Here is an 18,580-nt window from a genome sequence, read left to right as displayed (position 1 = left end):
AATGTTCGATCGTTTGCGTGAAGATATCCAAAGCGTTTTCCATCGTGACCCGGCGGCGCGCAACGCCTTTGAAGTGCTGACCTGCTATCCGGGGATGCACGCCATCTGGATCCATCGTCTGTCCGGCGCCCTGTGGAACCTGGGCTGGAAGTGGCTGGCACGGTTGGTATCCAACTTCGGTCGCTGGCTCACCGGGATCGAGATCCATCCGGGAGCCAAGGTCGGGCGCCGGTTCTTCATCGACCACGGCATGGGCATTGTCATCGGCGAAACCGCCGAGATCGGCGATGACGTGACCCTGTATCAGGGCGTGACCCTGGGTGGTACCAGTTGGAACAAGGGCAAGCGCCACCCGACCCTGGGCGATGGCGTGGTGGTCGGCGCGGGCGCCAAGGTGCTCGGCCCGTTCACCGTCGGGGCGGGGGCGAAGGTCGGCTCCAACGCCGTGGTCACCAAGGCTGTGCCGCCCGGCGCGACCGTGGTGGGTATTCCTGGGCGGATCATCGTCAAGTCCGATGACGAACAGGACGCCCGGCGCAAGGCCATGGCCGAGAAGATCGGTTTCGACGCCTACGGTGTCGGCGAAGACATGCCCGACCCGGTCGCCCGTGCTATCAATCAGCTGCTCGATCATCTGCAGGCCGTCGACGGACGCCTGGAGGGGATGTGCGGCGCCCTGAAGGACCTGGGCAGTAATTATTGTGCCAAGGACCTGCCTGAGCTGCGCGAGGAAGATTTCGCGTGCGTTAAGGACAAGGATCAGAGCCAGGTCGGCTAGCCCGGCCGGCCTCATCGCGAGCAGGCTCGCTCCCACATAGGATCGGTGGTGCTCACAATTGAGTGCTCACTAGGGATCCCTTGTGGGAGCGAGCCTGCTCGCGATAAACGATAACGCGGTATCGCTGGTCCCCGGCAATCACCCTTTGCTATCATGCGCGCGCTCTTTCGCGGGTAAACCCGAGTGCTCCACTAGGTCTTATAGTTGACTTAATTACTCGGGAATTGCATACTCGCCCCATTCCGAACTCCGTGGTAATTGTCCATGCGACTGACTACAAAAGGCCGATACGCCGTGACCGCGATGCTGGACCTGGCATTGCATGCGCAGCACGGGCCGGTGTCCCTGGCCGATATCTCCGAGCGCCAGGGCATTTCCCTGTCTTACCTTGAACAGCTGTTCGCCAAGCTGCGCCGCAGCAACCTAGTGTCCAGCGTGCGTGGTCCCGGTGGCGGCTATCAGCTGTCGCGCGACATGCAAGGCATCCAGGTCGCCCAGGTGATCGATGCGGTGAACGAATCGGTCGATGCGACCAAATGTCAGGGGTTGGGCGACTGCCATGGCGGTGATACTTGCCTGACCCATCATCTGTGGTGCGACTTGAGCCTGCAGATCCACGAGTTTCTGAGCGGTATCAGCTTGGCTGACCTTGTTACCCGCCGTGAGGTGCAAGAAGTAGCCCAGCGTCAGGACCAGCGCCGTTGCAATGGCAAGGCGCCGCACCTGGACAAGATTGAAGCGTCCGCCGTCGAATGACTGCCGCAGAGCACGCGGAACGCCAGCCAGCCTGATTTAGGAGAGAGTCCATGAAATTGCCGATTTACCTTGATTACTCTGCGACCACCCCGGTTGACCCACGTGTCGCGCAGAAAATGAGTGAATGCCTGCTGGTCGACGGAAACTTCGGTAACCCGGCCTCCCGCTCCCACGTGTTCGGCTGGAAGGCCGAGGAGTCGGTCGAGAACGCCCGTCGCCAGGTCGCCGACCTGGTCAACGCCGACCCGCGTGAAATCGTCTGGACCTCCGGTGCCACCGAGTCCGACAACCTGGCAATCAAGGGTGTCGCGCACTTCTATCACACCAAGGGCAAGCACCTGATCACCTCCAAGATCGAGCACAAGGCTGTCCTGGACACTACGCGCCAACTGGAGCGTGAAGGTTTCGAAGTCACCTACATCGAGCCTGGCGAAGACGGCCTGATCACCCCGGCCATGGTCGAAGCCGCGCTGCGCGAAGACACCATCCTGGTTTCGATCATGCACGTGAACAACGAGATCGGCACCGTCAACGACATCGAAGCCATCGGCGAGCTGACCCGCTCCCGCGGCGTCCTGTTCCACGTCGACGCGGCCCAGTCCACCGGCAAGGTCGACATCGACCTGTCGAAGCTCAAAGTCGACCTGATGTCGTTCTCCGCCCACAAGACCTACGGCCCTAAAGGCATCGGCGCGCTGTACGTGAGCCGCAAGCCGCGTGTTCGCCTCGAAGCGACCATGCACGGCGGCGGTCACGAGCGTGGCATGCGTTCCGGCACCCTGGCGACTCACCAGATCGTCGGCATGGGCGAAGCCTTCCGTGTGGCCAAGGAAGACATGGCCGCCGAGAACGTGCGCATCAAGGCCCTGAGCGACCGCTTCTACAAGCAGGTCGAGCATCTGGAAGAGCTCTACGTCAACGGCAGCATGACCGCTCGCGTACCGCACAACCTGAACCTGAGCTTCAACTACGTTGAAGGCGAGTCGCTGATCATGGCGCTCAAGGACCTGGCCGTGTCGTCCGGTTCGGCATGCACCTCGGCGTCCCTCGAGCCTTCGTATGTACTGCGTGCCCTGGGCCGCAACGACGAACTGGCCCACAGCTCGATCCGCTTCACCTTCGGCCGCTTCACCACCGAAGAAGAAATCGATTACGCCGCGCAGAAAGTCTGCGAGGCCGTCACCAAGCTGCGCGCATTGTCGCCGCTGTGGGACATGTACAAAGACGGCGTCGACATCTCGAAAATCGAATGGGCGGCGCACTGAGAAGTCGCCACCAGAGCGGCTCCACTGATGAGGATTGAAGCAAATGGCATATAGCGAAAAGGTCATCGACCACTACGAGAACCCGCGCAACGTCGGCAAGATGGATGCGCAGGATCCTGATGTTGGCACCGGCATGGTCGGCGCCCCTGCGTGCGGCGACGTGATGCGCCTGCAGATCAAGGTCAACGAGCAAGGCATCATCGAAGATGCCAAGTTCAAGACCTACGGCTGCGGCTCGGCCATCGCGTCCAGCTCCCTGGCCACCGAGTGGATGAAGGGCAAGACCCTTGATGAAGCCGAAACCATCAAAAACACCCAGCTGGCCGAAGAACTGGCCTTGCCGCCAGTGAAAATCCACTGCTCGGTACTCGCTGAAGACGCCATCAAGGCCGCCGTTCGCGACTACAAGCAGAAGAAAGGCTTGATCTGAACCGCGACAGGTAAGGAGTTTCCATGGCTATCCAGATGACAGAAGCAGCCGCCAGGCACGTACAGCGCTCCCTTGCAGGGCGCGGCAAGGGCGAGGGCATCCGCCTGGGTGTTCGCACCACGGGTTGTTCCGGCCTTGCCTATGTACTGGAATTCGTCGATGAAGTCGGCGAAGACGATCAGGTGTTCGAAAGTCATGGTCAGAAAGTGATCATCGACCCCAAGAGCCTGACGTACCTGGACGGCACTGAGCTGGATTTCGTCAAGGAAGGGTTGAACGAAGGCTTCAAGTTCAACAACCCCAACGTTCGCGGTGAATGTGGCTGCGGCGAAAGCTTCAACATCTGAGGCGGCTCGTGGGTACTCCTTGTCATTTTGCTTTGTTCCAGATGCAGCCGGGTTTCAGCCTGGATCTCGATGAGCTGTCGGCGCGTTACCTCGAGCTGGCCCGTGGCGTCCATCCGGACCGCTTCGCGGACGCCTCCGAGGCCGAGCAGCGGCGGGCGCTCGAGCAGTCCGCGAACCTCAACGAGGCCTACCAGACGCTCAAGAGCCCGGCCAAGCGCGCGCGCTACCTGCTTGCCATCAGCGGTCATGAGCTGCCCCTGGAAGTCACGGTGCACGATCCCGAGTTTCTTCTGCAGCAGATGCAGTGGCGCGAAGAGCTCGAAGACCTGCAGGACAGTGCCGACCTGGCGGGTGTCGCCGCGTTCAAGCGCCGCTTGAAGGACGCCCAGCAAACCCTGAACGAAAGCTTCGCAGCCTGCTGGAACGATGCCGCGCAACGCGAACAGGCCGAACGCCTGATGCGGCGCATGCAGTTCCTCGACAAGCTCACCTACGAAGTGCGCCAGCTAGAAGAGCGCCTCGACGATTAACCCAGTGCCGCTCCGGTCGCACGCCTGATTACAGATAAGTCCTGATTACGATGGCCCTACTGCAGATCGCCGAACCCGGCCAAAGTCCTCAACCGCACCAGCGTCGCCTGGCTGTGGGAATCGACTTGGGTACCACCAATTCCCTGGTCGCTGCGTTGCGCAGCGGTCTTTCCGAGCCGCTGGCCGATGAGCAGGGTCGGGTGATCCTGCCGTCCGCCGTGCGCTACCACGCCGACCGCGTCGAAGTGGGCGAGTCGGCCAAGCTGGCCGCCGCGACCGATCCGCTGAACACCATCGTCTCGGTCAAGCGCCTGATGGGGCGTGGCCTGTCCGACGTCAAGCAATTGGGCGATCAACTGCCGTACCGCTTCGTCGACGGCGAGTCCCACATGCCGTTCATCGAAACCGTGCAGGGCCCGAAAAGCCCGGTGGAAGTGTCGGCCGACATCCTCAAGGTCCTGCGTCAACGCGCCGAAGCCGCGTTGGGCGGTGAGCTGGTGGGTGCGGTCATCACCGTCCCGGCCTATTTCGACGATGCCCAGCGCCAGGCCACCAAGGACGCGGCCAAACTGGCCGGCCTCAACGTGTTGCGCCTGCTCAACGAGCCGACCGCCGCTGCGGTGGCGTACGGCCTGGACCAGCACGCCGAAGGCCTGGTTGCCATCTACGACCTGGGTGGCGGCACTTTCGATATCTCGATTCTGCGCCTGACCGGCGGTGTTTTCGAAGTCCTGGCCACCGGTGGCGACAGTGCCCTGGGCGGCGATGATTTCGACCACGCCATCGCCGGCTGGATCATCGAGCAGGCGGGCCTGTCCGCCGACCTCGATCCGGGTGCGCAACGTCACCTGCTGCAAACTGCCTGCGCCGCCAAGGAAGCCCTGACCGACGCCGCGAATGTCGAGGTCGTCTACGGCGACTGGAAAGCCTCCTTGAGCCGCGAAGCCTTCGATGCGCTGATCGAACCCATGGTCGCCCGCAGCCTCAAGGCTTGCCGCCGCGCCGTGCGCGATTCCGGTGTCGAACTCGAAGACGTCAAGGCCGTGGTCATGGTCGGCGGTTCGACCCGCGTGCCACGGGTTCGCGAAGCCGTTGCCGAAGCCTTTGGCCGCCAGCCGTTGACCGAAATCGATCCGGACCAGGTAGTCGCCATCGGCGCCGCGATCCAGGCCGATACCCTGGCCGGCAACAAGCGCGACGGCGGCGAACTGCTGTTGCTCGACGTGATTCCACTGTCCCTGGGCCTGGAAACCATGGGCGGCCTGATGGAGAAGGTGATCCCACGCAACACCACCATCCCTGTCGCCCGCGCCCAGGATTTCACCACCTATAAAGACGGCCAGTCGGCCATGATGATCCACGTGCTGCAAGGCGAGCGGGAACTCATCAGCGACTGCCGTTCCCTGGCGCGCTTCGAATTGCGTGGCATCCCGGCCATGGTCGCTGGCGCGGCGAAGATCCGCGTGACCTTCCAGGTCGATGCCGACGGCCTGCTCAATGTTTCCGCCCGCGAGCTGGGTTCGGGCGTCGAGGCCAGCATTCAGGTCAAGCCGTCCTACGGCCTGACCGACGGCGAAATCGCCCGGATGCTCAAGGATTCGTTCCAGTACGCCGGCGACGACAAGGTGGCTCGCGTACTGCGCGAGCAGCAGGTCGACGCCCAGCGCCTGATAGAAGCCGTGCAAGGCGCCCTCGAAGCCGATGGCGAGCGTCTGCTGGACGCCGAAGAGCGCATGGTCATCGAATTGCAGATGCAGGAATTATCCGAATTGATCAAAGGCACCGATGGTCATGCCATCGAGCAGCAGACCAAGCGTCTGTCGCAAGTCACCGATGCCTTTGCCGCCCGCCGCCTGGATTCGACGGTCAAAGCCGCCCTGGCGGGGCGTAACCTGAATGAGATCGAGGAGTAATAGATGCCGCAGGTGATTTTTTTACCCCACGAGAAGTTCTGCCCCGAGGGCATGGTTGTGGAGGCTGAACCTGGGATTTCCATCCTCGAGCTCGCCCATGAACACCATATCGAGATGGAAAGTGCCTGCGGCGGCGTCTGTGCCTGCACCACTTGTCATTGCATCATCCGTGAAGGGTTCGATTCGCTGGAAGAGGCGGACGAGCTGGAAGAGGACTACCTTGATAAGGCTTGGGGCCTGGAAGCGCAATCGCGCCTGGGTTGCCAGGCCATCGTCGGTACGGAAGACCTGACCGTCGAGATCCCGAAATACTCGCTCAACCACGCCGCCGAAGCGCCGCACTGATCCGGGAACCAACATGAGTCTGAAATGGGTTGATGTGCTGGAGATCGCGATCCAGCTGACCGAGGCCAAGCCTGATGTAGACCCGCGATACGTGAACTTCGTCGATCTGCACCGATGGGTGTTGGCATTGCCGGAGTTCAGCGACGATCCGGCTCGCGGGGGCGAGAAAGTGCTTGAAGCCATTCAAGCCGCATGGATAGAAGAAGCAGACTGAGTCTGCGCTGTACGCAGTTAGGCAATACCCGATAACCCGCGTATAATTCGCGGGTTTAATTTTTCGCACATTACCGTTTCTGGAGTTACACCCATGGCTGTTCAACGTACTTTCTCCATCATCAAGCCTGACGCCGTTGCTAAAAACGTGATCGGCAAGATCGTTACCCGCTTCGAAGACGCCGGCCTGCGAGTCGTCGCTTCGAAAATGAAGCAACTGTCCAAGGCCGAAGCCGAAGGCTTCTACGCTGAGCACAGCGAGCGCGGTTTCTTCGGTGAGCTGGTTGCGTTCATGACTTCCGGTCCGGTTGTCGTTCAGGTGCTGGAAGGCGAAAACGCCATCGCTCGCAACCGTGAGCTGATGGGCGCTACCAACCCTAAAGAAGCTGCTGCCGGTACCATCCGCGCCGACTTCGCGTCGTCCATCGACGCCAACGCCGTTCACGGTTCGGACTCCGAAGCCGCTGCTGCCCGCGAAATCGCTTACTTTTTCGCCGCTACTGAAGTAACCGCTCGCTAAGTAAAGCTTGTGAGTGAGGGTGAGACCATGACTGCATCGATCGGCAAGATTAACCTGTTGGGCTTGACCCAGCCGGAAATGGAGAAATTCTTCGACTCAATCGGGGAGAAGCGTTTCCGTGCCGGTCAGGTAATGAAATGGATTCACCACTTTGGCGTCGACGATTTCGACGCCATGACGAATGTCGGCAAGGCCTTGCGTGAAAAACTCAAGGCCGTTGCCGAGATTCGCGGCCCCGAAGTGGTCAGCCAGGACATTTCCAGCGACGGCACCCGCAAATGGGTGGTGCGCGTGGCGTCCGGCAGCTGCGTCGAGACCGTCTACATTCCCCAGGGCAAGCGCGGCACCTTGTGCGTTTCGTCCCAGGCAGGCTGTGCCCTGGATTGCAGTTTCTGCTCCACCGGCAAGCAAGGCTTCAACAGCAACCTCACCGCCGCCGAAGTGATCGGCCAGGTGTGGATTGCCAACAAATCCTTTGGCAGCGTCCCGGCGACCGTCGACCGTGCCATCACCAACGTGGTGATGATGGGCATGGGTGAGCCGCTGCTGAACTTCGATAACGTCGTGTCCGCCATGCACCTGATGATGGATGACCTGGGCTACGGCATTTCCAAGCGCCGCGTGACCCTGTCCACGTCCGGCGTGGTGCCGATGATCGATGAGCTGGCCAAGCACATCGACGTCTCCCTGGCGTTGTCGCTGCACGCACCCAATGACGCATTGCGTAACCAATTGGTGCCGATCAACAAGAAGTATCCGCTTAAGATGCTGCTGGACTCGTGCCAGCGCTACATGTCGGCCCTGGGCGAAAAACGCGTCCTGACCATCGAGTACACCCTGCTCAAGGATGTGAACGACAAGGTCGAGCATGCGGTCGAGATGATCGAGCTGCTCAAGAACATCCCGTGCAAGATCAACCTGATCCCGTTCAACCCGTTCCCGCATTCCGGTTACGAGCGTCCGAGCAACAACGCGATCCGTCGCTTCCAGGATCAGCTTCATCATGCGGGTTTCAACGTCACCGTGCGTACCACCCGCGGCGAAGACATCGATGCTGCCTGTGGTCAATTGGTCGGGCAGGTGCTGGATCGCACCCGTCGCAGCGAACGCTACATTGCCGTGCGCGAGTTGAACGCCACCGACGATGTGCAGAACGCTTCGAACGGTCACTAAGAGAGGAACTCTATGTCCCTGCGCTTCGCGCTGCTGTTGCTGTTCGCCGGTCTGTGCGCCGGTTGTGTTCTGTCGGGCGACTACAACCCGATGAAAACCAGCAAGGGGCGTGACGAAGCGCGTGTGGCCTATGTGCAACTGGGCATCGGCTACCTGCAGCAGGGCATGACCGAGCGGGCCAAGGTACCGCTCAAGAAGGCCCTGGAGCTGGACAGCTCCGATGCCGACGCCAACGCGGCCCTGGCCCTGGTGTTCCAGGCCGAACTGGAACCGGAGCTGGCCGACGAGCATTTTCGCAAGGCGCTGTCCAGCCGGCCGCAGGATGCACGGATCCTGAACAACTACGGCAGCTTTCTCTACGAGCAACAGCGTTACAAGGAAGCCTACGACCGCTTCGAACAGGCCGCCGCAGATACCCTTTACCCTGAGCGTTCGCGGGTTTTCGAGAACCTCGGCATGACCGCCGCGAAACTCGGCCAGCGTGACATGGCCCGCCAGCAACTGGAAAAGGCGCTGCGGCTCAACCGCCAGCAACCGCGAGCTTTGCTGGAAATGGCTGAGTTGTCCTACGAAGACAGGCAATATGTCCCCGCGCGCGACTATTACGAACGTTTTAGTCTGCTGAGCGAGCAAAATGCACGTAGTCTATTGCTCGGCGTTCGGCTGGCACATGTATTCGAAGATCGTGACAAGGCCGCCAGTTATGGCCTGCAACTAAAAAGACTCTATCCCGGTACGCCGGAATATCAGCAATACCTGTCGGAGCAATGATGAAAGCGGCGCATCCTGAAGTGGTAGCAGCGACTCGCGTGAACCCCGGTGAGACCCTGCGTCAAGCCCGCGAAAGCAATGGTTGGTCGCTGGCCCAAGTGGCCCTCAAGCTCAATCTCACCGTGGCTTCGCTGAGCAACCTGGAAGCGGGCGCGTTCGATAAATTGCCAGGGCATACCTTCGCCCGGGGCTACATCCGCGCCTACGCCAAATTACTCGACATGGACCAGACCGTGCTGGTCCAGCAATTCGATCAATACACCGGTTCCGATGCCCAGGGCAGCAATGTGCACAGCCTGGGTCGCATCGAGGAGCCGGTGCGTGTTTCCCACACCATTTTGCGAATTGTCAGTCTGCTGTTGCTGATCGCGGTGATTGGGGGCGGTTTCGTCTGGTGGCAGGATCAAGCCTCGCTGCGCAGCAAGGAATCGGTCGCCATGGCCCCGGAACATGTCGAAGTGGAGGGTGCCGACGGCACCACGCGGATCCATCCGCTGGACGAGCCTGAGGACCAGGCGGTGCTCGAAGGCCAGGCGGAAGGCGAAACCAGCCTGGCATTGCCGCAAGGCCAGGACGGCGCTGACGCCGAAGCCGGTGCCGAGCCGGGTACGCCTGCCGCCCCGGCTGTTGCCCCCGCTGTGCCCAGCACTCCCGCTCCTGCCACCAGCGCACCGGTTGCCCCGAGCACACCTGCGCCGACCGTGGCGGCTCCGGCGCCTGTTACTCCTGCGGCTCCAGCCGCGACGCCGGCAGCCCCCGTGGCACCGGCCGCGGGTGAAGGCCAGGTGCAGATTCAATTCACCGCCGACTGCTGGACGCAAGTTACCGACGGCAATGGCAAGGTGCTGTTCAGCGGCCTCAAGCGCAAGGGCGATACCACGTCCATCAACGGCAAACCGCCGTTTGCCGTACGCCTGGGCTATGCCCGTGGCGCGCAGGTCAGCTACAACGGCCAGCCGGTCGACGTCGCTCCGTTCACCAGTGGCGAGACCGCTCGCCTGAAGTTGGGTCAATAAGTCATGCACGGCGAATCTCCAATCAAACGTCGCGAATCCCGCAAGATCTGGGTCGGTAACGTGCCCGTGGGCGGCGATGCGCCTATCGCTGTGCAGAGCATGACCAACAGCGACACCAACGACGTGGCTGCCACCGTTGCGCAGATCAATCGCCTGGAAGCCGCCGGTGTCGACATCGTGCGGGTCTCCGTGCCGGACATGGACGCCGCCGAGGCGTTCGGCAAGATCAAGCAATTGGTCAAGGTGCCGCTGGTGGCCGACATTCACTTCGACTACCGCATCGCCCTGCGCGTGGCCGAGCTGGGGGTCGACTGCCTGCGCATCAACCCGGGCAATATCGGTCGTGAAGACCGCGTGCGCGCCGTGGTGGATGCCGCCCGCGACCGTGGCATCCCGATTCGCATCGGTGTGAACGCCGGTTCCCTGGAAAAAGACCTGCAAAAGAAATATGGCGAACCTACGCCGGCTGCCTTGGTGGAATCGGCGCTGCGCCATGTCGAGCACCTCGAACGCCTGAATTTCCAGGATTTCAAGGTCAGCGTGAAGGCCTCCGACGTGTTCATGGCCGTCGAAGCCTATCGCTTGCTGGCCAAGGAAATCGTCCAGCCGCTGCACCTGGGCATTACCGAAGCCGGTGGGTTGCGTTCGGGCACGGTGAAATCCGCCGTCGGCCTCGGTATGCTGCTCGCCGAAGGAATTGGCGATACCATCCGCATCTCGTTGGCGGCTGATCCGGTCGAGGAAGTGAAAGTCGGCTACGACATTCTCAAGTCCCTGCACCTGCGTTCCCGTGGCATCAACTTCATCGCCTGCCCGAGCTGCTCGCGGCAGAACTTCGATGTGGTCAAGACCATGAACGAGCTGGAAGGGCGACTCGAAGACCTGCTGGTGCCGCTGGATGTCGCGGTGATCGGCTGTGTGGTCAACGGGCCGGGCGAAGCCAAGGAGGCCCATATCGGCCTCACCGGCGGTACGCCGAACCTGATTTACATTGACGGCAAGCCGTCGCAGAAGTTGACGAATGACAATCTCGTGGATGAGCTGGAACGGCTGATCCGCGAGAAAGCGGCCGAAAAGGTCGAAGCCGACGCAGCGGTCATCGCACGCGGCTGAGCAAACGAATTTTTAAGGATTTATTGTGAGCAAGTCTCTGCAAGCCATCCGTGGCATGAACGACATCCTGCCCGAACAGACGCCCCTGTGGCGCTATTTCGAGGGCACCGTCGCGCGTTTGCTGGATAACTACGGTTATCGGCAGATCCGCATGCCAATCGTCGAGTTCACCGAGCTGTTCAAGCGCTCTATCGGTGAAGTGACCGACATCGTCGAAAAAGAGATGTACACCTTCGAGGATCGCAACGGCGACTCCCTGACCCTGCGCCCCGAAGGCACGGCGGCCTGTGTGCGTGCGGTGCTCGAACACGGCATCACCGGCGGTGGCCAGGTGCAGAAGCTCTGGTACATCGGCCCGATGTTCCGTCACGAGCGGCCGCAGAAAGGTCGCTATCGCCAGTTCCACCAGATCGGCCTGGAAGTGTTCAACCTCGAAGGTCCGGACATCGATGCCGAGCTGATCGTCATGACCTGGCGCCTGTGGGGCGAGCTGGGCCTTCGTGACGCGGTCAAGCTTGAGCTCAACAGCCTGGGCACCAGCGAGTCCCGTGGCCGCTACCGCGAGGCGTTGGTGGAGTTTCTTTCCGCGCACCTGGACAAGCTCGACGAAGACAGCCAGCGTCGTCTGAAGACCAATCCGCTGCGCGTGCTCGACACCAAGAACGCCGATACCCAGGCGATCTTGGCCGATGCGCCGAAAATGGCCGACTACCTCGACGACGAATCCCGCGCGCACTTCGAAGGCTTGAAGGCACGCCTGGACGCCGTGGGCATTCCTTATGTGATCAACCCCAAGTTGGTCCGCGGCCTGGATTACTACAGCAAGACCGTCTTCGAATGGGTCACCGACAAGCTGGGCGCCCAGGGCACCGTGTGTGCCGGCGGCCGCTACGACGGCCTGGTGGAGCAGATGGGCGGCAAGCCGACGCCAGGCGTGGGCTTTGCCATGGGCATCGAACGCCTGGTGCTGATGCTCGAGGCCTTGGACAAGGTGCCGGAAGCGCTTTCCCGTCAGGTCGACGTCTACCTGTGTGCCTTCGGTGAAGCGGCCGAACTGGCGGCCCTGGCCCTGAGCGAACGGGTCCGCGACCAATTGCCTGGCCTGCGCCTGCAGATCAACGCCGGTGGCGGCAGCTTCAAGAGCCAGTTCAAGAAGGCCGACAAGAGCGGTGCGCTGTATGCACTGATCCTGGGCGACGACGAACTGGCCCAACAAGTGGTAGGTTTCAAACCCCTGCGTGGCCAGGGCGAACAACAAAGTATTGCCTGGGATGCACTTGCTGCACACCTGGCCACCTGCGTCGTGCAGGGTTGAAGCTGTCAAACAGCCGATTTAGCGATTAAGGAGTATTGGGGTGTCGAGTACCGAAGATGAACAGCTGGCGGATTTGAAGGACTGGTGGAGTCGCAACGGCAAGCCGCTGGTCACTGGCGGCCTGTTGGCGCTGGTCATCGTATTCGGCTGGCAGGCGTTCCAGAAATACCAGAGCAACCAGTCGCAAGGCGCCTCGATGCTCTATCAGCAATTGCTGGAAACTAGCCTGACCCCGGACGGTAAGCCTGACGCTGCCCGCGTGGCGGACCTTGCCGGCAAGCTCAACAGCGAATACGGCGGCACTGCCTACGCGCAATACGGCCGCCTGTTCGTGGCCAAGGTCGCGGTAGACAGCGGCAAGCTGGACGACGCGGCCACCGAACTCAAGGGGATCGTCGACAAGCCTGCCAATCCGACCCTGGGCGAAGTGGCGCGTCAGCGCCTGGCGCAGGTGCTGGCGGCTCAGAACAAGACTGAAGATGCATTGAAGCTGCTCGACGGCGACGCCGACAAGGCGTTCCTGGCGACCCGCGAAGAACTCAAGGGCGACTTGCTGGTACAGCTGGGTCGTGCTGACGAGGCCTATGCGGCCTACCAAAAAGCCAAGGCTGCGCTGTCGGACGAAGCCGCAGTCGGTGGCCTGCAAATCAAGCTGGACGACCTGGCCAAAGGGGATGCGTGACGTGATCCGTTGGAAACATGCAGCATTGCTGGCTCTGGCCATTCTGGCCGCGGGTTGCAGCAGCAACAGCAAGAAAGAACTGCCGCCGGCTGAACTGACCGACTTCAAAGAAGAAGTCGTGTTGCAGAAGCAGTGGAGCCGCTCCATCGGCGACGGCCAGGGCGAAACCTACAACATGCTGGTGCCAGCCATCGACGGCGACACCATCTATGCCGGTGACGTCACGGGCGTGGTGATGGCGATGGATCGCCTGAACGGCGACGTCAAATGGGAAAAAGATCTCGAACTGCCGGTGTCCGGCGCCGTTGGCGTGGGTTACGGGCTGGTCATGATCGGCACGCTCAAGGGTGAGATCGTCGCCCTGGACGCCAGCAGCGGTGAAGAGAAATGGCGCGCCCGCGTGACCAGCGAAGTACTCGCACCGCCTGCTTCCAACGGTGATGTAGTCGTGGTCCAGACCCAGGATGACCGTCTGATCGGCCTGGATGCTGCTACCGGCAACCAGCGCTGGTTGTACGACAGCACTCCGGCGGTCCTGACCCTGCGTGGCACCAGCGCACCGATCGTCACCAACCGCCTCGCGGTGGCCGGGTTGTCCACCGGTAAAGTGGTTGCCCTGGACATCTCCAATGGCGTGCCGGTGTGGGAGCAGCGTGTTGCCGTTCCACAAGGTCGTTCGGAACTGGAGCGCGTGGTCGACATCGATGGCGGCCTGCTGTTGTCTGGCGGCACGATCTATGTCGCCAGCTACCAGGGTCGCGTTGCGGCGCTGGACCTGGAAAGCGGTCGTCCGCTGTGGCAGCGCGATGCGTCCAGCTACGCCGGTGTCGCCCAGGGTTTCGGCAGCGTCTACGTCAGCCTGTCCTCGGGCACGGTTGAAGGCGTCGACGAGCGCTCCACCACTGCACTGTGGAGCAACGATTCCCTGGCCCGTCGCCAACTGTCGGCCCCGGAAGTGTTCTCCAGCTACGTTGCAGTCGGTGACCTGGAAGGTTACCTGCACCTGCTGAGCCAGGTGGACGGTCGTTTCGTCGGCCGCGAACGTATCGACAGCGACGGCCTGCGTGCCCGTCCGCTGGTGGCAGGCAACATGATCTATGTGTATGGCAACAGCGGCAAACTGGAAGCCCTGACCATCAAGTAAGACTATGCTTGGGGTTCAATCCCCAAGCGGCTTCACCTGAGCACCAGCCGCTGCCTCGCAGCGGCTTTTGTATTTTCTGAAATAACGAAGTGGAGAGCCGCATGGTTCCCGTAATCGCCCTGGTGGGCCGACCGAACGTCGGCAAGTCCACCTTGTTCAACCGCCTGACCAGGACTCGCGACGCCATCGTCGGCGACTTGTCCGGTCTGACCCGTGATCGCCAATACGGTGAGGCCAAGTGGCAAGGGCGTACCTATATTCTGATCGACACCGGCGGTATCTCCGGTGATGAACATGGCATGGACGAAAAAATGGCCGAGCAGTCGCTGCTCGCCATTGAAGAAGCCGATGTGGTGCTGTTCCTGGTAGACGCCAAGGCTGGTTTTACCGCCGCCGACCAGATGATCGCCGAGCATTTGCGCAAGCGTAACAAGCGCTCCCATGTGGTCGCCAACAAGGTCGACAACATCGACCCGGACATGGCCCGCGCCGAGTTCGCGCCGTTGGGCATGGGCCAGGCGATCCCGATTGCCGGTGCCCACGGTCGCGGCATTAGCCAGTTGCTGGAAGTCGCCCTGGCTGATTTCCCGAAAGACGACGAAGACGAGCCGGAAGAAGGCGAGGAAGAGATCGTTGCCGAAGGCGAGGAAGCCAAGCGCATTCCGGGCCCGAGCGAAAAGGACGGGATCAAGATCGCGATCATCGGCCGTCCGAACGTGGGCAAGTCGACGCTGGTCAACCGCATGCTCGGCGAAGACCGGGTCATCGTGTACGACCAGCCCGGTACCACCCGCGACAGTATCTACATTCCCTTCGAGCGCAACGAAGAGAAGTACACGCTGATCGACACCGCCGGTGTGCGCAAGCGCGGCAAGATCCACGAGGAAGTCGAGAAGTTCTCCGTGGTCAAGACGCTGCAGGCCATCAAGGACGCCAACGTGGTGATCTTCGTGATGGATGCCCGCGAAGGCGTGGTCGATCACGACTTGAACCTGCTGGGCTTCGCCCTGGAGGCCGGTCGTGCGCTGGTCATCGCGATCAACAAGTGGGACGGCATGACGCCGAGCGAGCGCGATTTCGTGAAGGTCGAATTGCAGCGTCGGCTGTTCTTCGTCGACTTCGCCGATATCCATTTCATCTCGGCCTTGCACGGTACGGGCGTGGGTAACCTCTACGCGTCGGTGCAGAACTCCTTCAAGTCGGCGGTGACCCGCTGGCCGACCAATCGCCTGACCCAGATCCTGGAAGACGCGGTTGGCGAGCACGCGCCACCGATGGTCAACAACCGCCGGATCAAGCTGCGTTACGCTCACCTGGGCGGCGCCAACCCGCCGATCATCGTGATCCACGGCAACCAGATCGAGAAGGTGCCCAAGTCGTACGTCCGTTACCTGGAAAACACCTATCGCCGTGTCCTGAAGCTGGTCGGTACGCCGATCCGCATCGAGTTCAAGGGCGGCGAGAACCCGTACGAAGGCAACAAGAACACGCTCACCGACCGCCAGGTCAACAAGAAGCGTCGTTTGATGTCGCACCACAAGAAGGCCGAGAAGAAGCGTCGCGACAAGCGCTGAACCGGCGCCTGCTATTGGGCTTGTGGCGAGAGAGCTTTTGTGGCGAGGGAGCTTGCTCCCGCTGGGTTGCGAAGCAACCCCCACCTAGCCCGCGTTGCAGTAGATCAGGCGGAACCCAAGGGGCTGCTACGCAGCCCAGCGGGAGCAAGCTCCCTCGCCACGGGTCGAGCGACAAATGGAAAGGGTGCCAATTCGGCACCCTTTTTCATGCCCGGCGATTGGGCTATCCTCGACCTCTCCCGCGCCGCGCCAGAGCCGGGTGCAGACGCAGAGACCCCCTGATGATCACCAGCAAGCTGCCGAATGTCGGCATCACCATTTTCACCCAGATGTCCCAGCTCGCCGCGCAGACCGGTGCGCTCAACCTGTCCCAGGGGTTTCCCGATTTCGATGGTCCGCAGGCCCTGCGCGACGCGGTCGGCCGGCATATTGCCCAAGGTCATAACCAGTATTCACCCATGACCGGGCTGCCGGCCCTGCGTCAGCAGATCGCGGCGAAGATCGCCCGCAGTTATGGCGCCCAGGTCGACGCCGACCAGGAAGTCACTGTGACCCCCGGTGCGACCCAGGCGATTTTCTGCGCCATCGCGGCGGTCGTTCAAAGCGGCGATGAAGTGATCGTGTTCGACCCCTGCTATGACAGTTACGAGCCCTCGGTCCAATTGGCCGGTGGCCGTTGCGTACACGTCCAGCTGGGCCTGGATGATTTTTCCATCGATTTCCAGAAGCTCGGCGAAGCCCTGAGCCCGCGCACGCGGATGATCATTCTCAACACGCCCCACAACCCCAGCGGCGCCCTGATCAGTCGCGCCGAGCTGGATCAGCTGGCGGCGTTGATCCGTGATCGCGATATCTACCTGATCAGCGATGAAGTCTACGAACACCTGGTATTCGATGGTGTACCCCATGCCAGCGTACTGGCCCACGAGGAGCTGTACCGCCGTGCCTTCGTGGTCAGTTCGTTCGGCAAGACCTACCACGTTACCGGCTGGAAAACCGGCTACGTCGTGGCGCCACCGGCCCTGACAGCGGAGCTGCGCAAGGTGCATCAGTACGTCAGCTTCTGTGGCGTGACGCCGCTGCAATATGCCTTGGCCGACTACATGGCCGCGCATCCCGAGCATGTGGAAGAGCTGCCGGATTTCTACCAGGCCAAGCGCGACCTGTTCTGCGATCTGCTGGCCCCGTCGCGGTTCAGCTTCAAGCGCGTGGCCGGCACCTATTTCCAGTTGGTGGATTATTCGCACATCCGCCCGGACCTGAACGATGTCGACATGGCGGTCTGGATGACCCGTGAGCACGGCGTGGCGACGATTCCGGTGTCGGTGTTCTACCAGGACCCACCCGAAGGCCAGCGCCTGGTGCGGCTGTGCTTCGCCAAACGCGAGGAGACGCTGCGCGAAGCGGCGGAAAAACTATGCGTGATCTGAGTGCATTGCCGAACCTCGATATCGCCCTGATCCAGACCACCCTGGCGTGGCATGACCGCCAGGCCAACCTGGAGCATTTCGAAAGCCTGCTGGAGCAGGCGCGGGGGGCGGACCTGATCATCCTGCCGGAAATGTTCACCACCGGGTTTTCCATGGAGTCGCAAGCCCTGGCGGAGCCGGAACACGGGCCCACCAGCGTATGGATGCGGACCCAGGCGGCAAGGCTGGATGCGGTGATCACGGGTAGCCTGATTGTCCAGGCCGCTGACGGCAGCCATCGCAACCGCCTGCTCTGGGTGCGACCGGACGGCGAGGTGCTGCACTACGACAAGCGCCATCTGTTCCGCATGGCTGGCGAACACGATCACTACACACCGGGCGAGCGGCAAGTGCTGTTCGAGCTCAAGGGATGGCGGGTCCGTCCACTGATTTGCTACGACCTGCGTTTCCCGGCCTGGAGCCGCGACGCCGAGGACACCGACCTGTTGCTGTACACCGCCAACTGGCCGGGTGCCCGGCGCCAGCACTGGAACCGCCTGCTGCCGGCCCGCGCCATCGAGAACCTGTGCTACGTGGCGGCGGTGAATCGCATCGGCACCGATGGCAAGGGCTTCGCCTATACCGGCGACAGTCAGGTGCTGGACTTCCAGGGCGAAACCTTGCTCAGCGCGGGGGAGGCCGATGGTGTGTTCATGGTGAGTTTGAATGCGGCGGACCTGGCGGGCTATCGCAAGCGCTTTCCGGCGAACCTGGATGCCGACCGTTTCGAATTCATCTGATTGAAACGATTCAGCTCTTAAGAAGCGCTGTTGCGTGCCGATAACGGGGCAGCCAAGGAGGAGTCCCAATGACCACGATCAGCGCAACTACCGTAAATCCTTACCCACTCTCGGCCCCAAAGGTCCGGATCGACGGGGCGGCCGAAGAAACGGCGGCCGCTGCGGCGGCATCGACTGATGCCGGCGACGGGAAGGAAAAGTCACTGAAGGTCGATACCAGCGGCGCCAACGTCGCCGGTGCGCCTGCCAGCAGTGGTGTGGATGTCATCGAGCAACTGAAGAAGCAGATCGAGCAGGCTGAAAAGCTGTTGGCTCAACAGCAGGCCGAACTGGCCCGCGTGGAGAAAAGCCAGGCCAACGAAGAGCAGAAGCTCCAGCAGGCCATGGCCATCCAGACCCAGATCATGGGCACCCAGGCCGCCTTGCAGACCTTGCGGGCAGCGTTGTTGCAGGCCATGGCCGGTTCTGTCGATACCCATGCCTGAG

At 61.8% G+C, this 18,580-nt stretch carries 21 protein-coding genes; all 21 read left to right on the top strand.

Annotation, left to right across the window (positions count from 1 at the left end; translation table 11 throughout):
- Position 1 precedes the first annotated feature (1 nt).
- The 21 genes from cysE to N005_RS16540 all read left to right on the top strand — a co-directional run bounded on the left by cysE (position 2) and on the right by N005_RS16540 (position 18,579).
- Entirely contained in the window at positions 2 to 778 is a 777-nt protein-coding gene (gene cysE / locus N005_RS16640; protein WP_047702174.1) for a serine O-acetyltransferase, read from the top strand.
- Positions 779 to 1,042: 264 nt separating this feature from the next.
- A complete protein-coding gene (gene iscR / locus N005_RS16635) occupies positions 1,043 to 1,534 on the top strand; it encodes a Fe-S cluster assembly transcriptional regulator IscR (protein WP_024777044.1) in 492 nt (163 codons plus the stop codon).
- A gap of 50 nt (positions 1,535 to 1,584) precedes the next feature.
- Positions 1,585 to 2,799 carry an IscS subfamily cysteine desulfurase gene (locus N005_RS16630; RefSeq protein WP_047702173.1) on the top strand — a complete coding sequence of 405 codons (1,215 nt, stop codon included), beginning with the start codon at positions 1,585 to 1,587 and terminating at the stop codon, positions 2,797 to 2,799.
- Between the two features lie 43 nt (positions 2,800 to 2,842).
- Positions 2,843 to 3,229: a Fe-S cluster assembly scaffold IscU gene (gene iscU, locus N005_RS16625; protein WP_003185157.1), complete on the top strand. Its 387-nt coding sequence runs from the start codon at positions 2,843 to 2,845 to the stop codon at positions 3,227 to 3,229.
- A 23-nt stretch (positions 3,230 to 3,252) separates the two neighbouring features.
- Entirely contained in the window at positions 3,253 to 3,576 is a 324-nt protein-coding gene (gene iscA / locus N005_RS16620) for an iron-sulfur cluster assembly protein IscA (RefSeq protein WP_047702172.1), read from the top strand.
- 8 nt (positions 3,577 to 3,584) lie between these two features.
- Positions 3,585 to 4,106, top strand: coding sequence for a co-chaperone HscB (hscB, locus tag N005_RS16615; protein WP_047702171.1), 522 nt, complete (start codon positions 3,585 to 3,587; stop codon positions 4,104 to 4,106).
- A gap of 50 nt (positions 4,107 to 4,156) precedes the next feature.
- Positions 4,157 to 6,019: a Fe-S protein assembly chaperone HscA gene (gene hscA, locus N005_RS16610; protein WP_047702170.1), complete on the top strand. Its 1,863-nt coding sequence runs from the start codon at positions 4,157 to 4,159 to the stop codon at positions 6,017 to 6,019.
- Positions 6,020 to 6,022: 3 nt separating this feature from the next.
- Positions 6,023 to 6,364 carry an ISC system 2Fe-2S type ferredoxin gene (gene fdx / locus N005_RS16605; RefSeq protein ID WP_047702169.1) on the top strand — a complete coding sequence of 114 codons (342 nt, stop codon included), beginning with the start codon at positions 6,023 to 6,025 and terminating at the stop codon, positions 6,362 to 6,364.
- Positions 6,365 to 6,377: 13 nt separating this feature from the next.
- A complete protein-coding gene (gene iscX, locus N005_RS16600; protein ID WP_047702168.1) occupies positions 6,378 to 6,578 on the top strand; it encodes a Fe-S cluster assembly protein IscX in 201 nt (66 codons plus the stop codon).
- A gap of 93 nt (positions 6,579 to 6,671) precedes the next feature.
- The gene (ndk, locus tag N005_RS16595) at positions 6,672 to 7,097 is read left to right on the top strand and encodes a nucleoside-diphosphate kinase (protein WP_047702167.1); all 426 of its coding nucleotides are present in this window, start codon (positions 6,672 to 6,674) and stop codon (positions 7,095 to 7,097) included.
- Between the two features lie 27 nt (positions 7,098 to 7,124).
- Positions 7,125 to 8,270 (top strand): dual-specificity RNA methyltransferase RlmN, encoded by a 1,146-nt coding sequence (gene rlmN / locus N005_RS16590; RefSeq protein WP_047702166.1) that lies wholly within the window; start codon positions 7,125 to 7,127, stop codon positions 8,268 to 8,270.
- A 12-nt stretch (positions 8,271 to 8,282) separates the two neighbouring features.
- The gene (pilW, locus tag N005_RS16585; RefSeq protein ID WP_047702165.1) at positions 8,283 to 9,041 is read left to right on the top strand and encodes a type IV pilus biogenesis/stability protein PilW; all 759 of its coding nucleotides are present in this window, start codon (positions 8,283 to 8,285) and stop codon (positions 9,039 to 9,041) included.
- Positions 9,041 to 10,057 (top strand): RodZ domain-containing protein, encoded by a 1,017-nt coding sequence (locus N005_RS16580; RefSeq protein WP_047702164.1) that lies wholly within the window; start codon positions 9,041 to 9,043, stop codon positions 10,055 to 10,057. The genes pilW and N005_RS16580 overlap by 1 nt, the downstream gene beginning before the upstream one ends.
- 3 nt (positions 10,058 to 10,060) lie before the next feature.
- Complete coding sequence (ispG, locus tag N005_RS16575; RefSeq protein WP_020795607.1) at positions 10,061 to 11,170, top strand: flavodoxin-dependent (E)-4-hydroxy-3-methylbut-2-enyl-diphosphate synthase; 1,110 nt, start codon at positions 10,061 to 10,063, stop codon at positions 11,168 to 11,170.
- A 25-nt stretch (positions 11,171 to 11,195) separates the two neighbouring features.
- Positions 11,196 to 12,485, top strand: a complete 1,290-nt coding sequence (gene hisS / locus N005_RS16570; protein WP_047702163.1) for a histidine--tRNA ligase — start codon at positions 11,196 to 11,198, stop codon at positions 12,483 to 12,485.
- Positions 12,486 to 12,525: 40 nt separating this feature from the next.
- Entirely contained in the window at positions 12,526 to 13,167 is a 642-nt protein-coding gene (locus N005_RS16565; protein WP_047702162.1) for a YfgM family protein, read from the top strand.
- Positions 13,160 to 14,311 (top strand): outer membrane protein assembly factor BamB, encoded by a 1,152-nt coding sequence (gene bamB, locus N005_RS16560; RefSeq protein ID WP_047702161.1) that lies wholly within the window; start codon positions 13,160 to 13,162, stop codon positions 14,309 to 14,311. The genes N005_RS16565 and bamB overlap by 8 nt, the downstream gene beginning before the upstream one ends.
- A gap of 101 nt (positions 14,312 to 14,412) precedes the next feature.
- Entirely contained in the window at positions 14,413 to 15,885 is a 1,473-nt protein-coding gene (der, locus tag N005_RS16555; RefSeq protein ID WP_047702160.1) for a ribosome biogenesis GTPase Der, read from the top strand.
- A 281-nt stretch (positions 15,886 to 16,166) separates the two neighbouring features.
- The gene (locus N005_RS16550) at positions 16,167 to 17,315 is read left to right on the top strand and encodes a pyridoxal phosphate-dependent aminotransferase (RefSeq protein WP_047702159.1); all 1,149 of its coding nucleotides are present in this window, start codon (positions 16,167 to 16,169) and stop codon (positions 17,313 to 17,315) included.
- A complete protein-coding gene (locus N005_RS16545; RefSeq protein WP_047702158.1) occupies positions 17,303 to 18,094 on the top strand; it encodes an amidohydrolase in 792 nt (263 codons plus the stop codon). The genes N005_RS16550 and N005_RS16545 overlap by 13 nt, the downstream gene beginning before the upstream one ends.
- A 68-nt stretch (positions 18,095 to 18,162) precedes the next feature.
- Positions 18,163 to 18,579, top strand: a complete 417-nt coding sequence (locus tag N005_RS16540) for a hypothetical protein (protein WP_047702157.1) — start codon at positions 18,163 to 18,165, stop codon at positions 18,577 to 18,579.
- Position 18,580 lies beyond the last annotated feature (1 nt).

This window comes from Pseudomonas mediterranea CFBP 5447, from assembly GCF_000774145.1.
Taxonomy (GTDB): Bacteria; Pseudomonadota; Gammaproteobacteria; order Pseudomonadales; family Pseudomonadaceae; genus Aquipseudomonas; species Aquipseudomonas mediterranea.
The sequence above is the reverse complement of the archived record's forward strand: the minus strand, read 5'-3'. Positions and strand labels throughout refer to the sequence as shown.

Excerpts from the sequence above, each read along its gene's own strand:
- der (WP_047702160.1), top strand. The coding sequence starts at position 14,413 with ATGGTTCCCGTAATCGCCCTGGTGGGCCGACCGAACGTCGGCAAGTCC.
- N005_RS16540 (WP_047702157.1), top strand. The coding sequence starts at position 18,163 with ATGACCACGATCAGCGCAACTACCGTAAATCCTTACCCACTCTCGGCC.
- ndk (WP_047702167.1), top strand. The coding sequence starts at position 6,672 with ATGGCTGTTCAACGTACTTTCTCCATCATCAAGCCTGACGCCGTTGCT.
- iscR (WP_024777044.1), top strand. The coding sequence starts at position 1,043 with ATGCGACTGACTACAAAAGGCCGATACGCCGTGACCGCGATGCTGGAC.
- iscA (WP_047702172.1), top strand. The coding sequence starts at position 3,253 with ATGGCTATCCAGATGACAGAAGCAGCCGCCAGGCACGTACAGCGCTCC.
- pilW (WP_047702165.1), top strand. The coding sequence starts at position 8,283 with ATGTCCCTGCGCTTCGCGCTGCTGTTGCTGTTCGCCGGTCTGTGCGCC.
- fdx (WP_047702169.1), top strand. The coding sequence starts at position 6,023 with ATGCCGCAGGTGATTTTTTTACCCCACGAGAAGTTCTGCCCCGAGGGC.
- N005_RS16580 (WP_047702164.1), top strand. The coding sequence starts at position 9,041 with ATGAAAGCGGCGCATCCTGAAGTGGTAGCAGCGACTCGCGTGAACCCC.
- bamB (WP_047702161.1), top strand. The coding sequence starts at position 13,160 with ATGCGTGACGTGATCCGTTGGAAACATGCAGCATTGCTGGCTCTGGCC.
- ispG (WP_020795607.1), top strand. The coding sequence starts at position 10,061 with ATGCACGGCGAATCTCCAATCAAACGTCGCGAATCCCGCAAGATCTGG.
- cysE (WP_047702174.1), top strand. The coding sequence starts at position 2 with ATGTTCGATCGTTTGCGTGAAGATATCCAAAGCGTTTTCCATCGTGAC.
- N005_RS16545 (WP_047702158.1), top strand. The coding sequence starts at position 17,303 with ATGCGTGATCTGAGTGCATTGCCGAACCTCGATATCGCCCTGATCCAG.
- hscA (WP_047702170.1), top strand. The coding sequence starts at position 4,157 with ATGGCCCTACTGCAGATCGCCGAACCCGGCCAAAGTCCTCAACCGCAC.
- rlmN (WP_047702166.1), top strand. The coding sequence starts at position 7,125 with ATGACTGCATCGATCGGCAAGATTAACCTGTTGGGCTTGACCCAGCCG.
- iscX (WP_047702168.1), top strand. The coding sequence starts at position 6,378 with ATGAGTCTGAAATGGGTTGATGTGCTGGAGATCGCGATCCAGCTGACC.
- N005_RS16550 (WP_047702159.1), top strand. The coding sequence starts at position 16,167 with ATGATCACCAGCAAGCTGCCGAATGTCGGCATCACCATTTTCACCCAG.
- iscU (WP_003185157.1), top strand. The coding sequence starts at position 2,843 with ATGGCATATAGCGAAAAGGTCATCGACCACTACGAGAACCCGCGCAAC.
- N005_RS16630 (WP_047702173.1), top strand. The coding sequence starts at position 1,585 with ATGAAATTGCCGATTTACCTTGATTACTCTGCGACCACCCCGGTTGAC.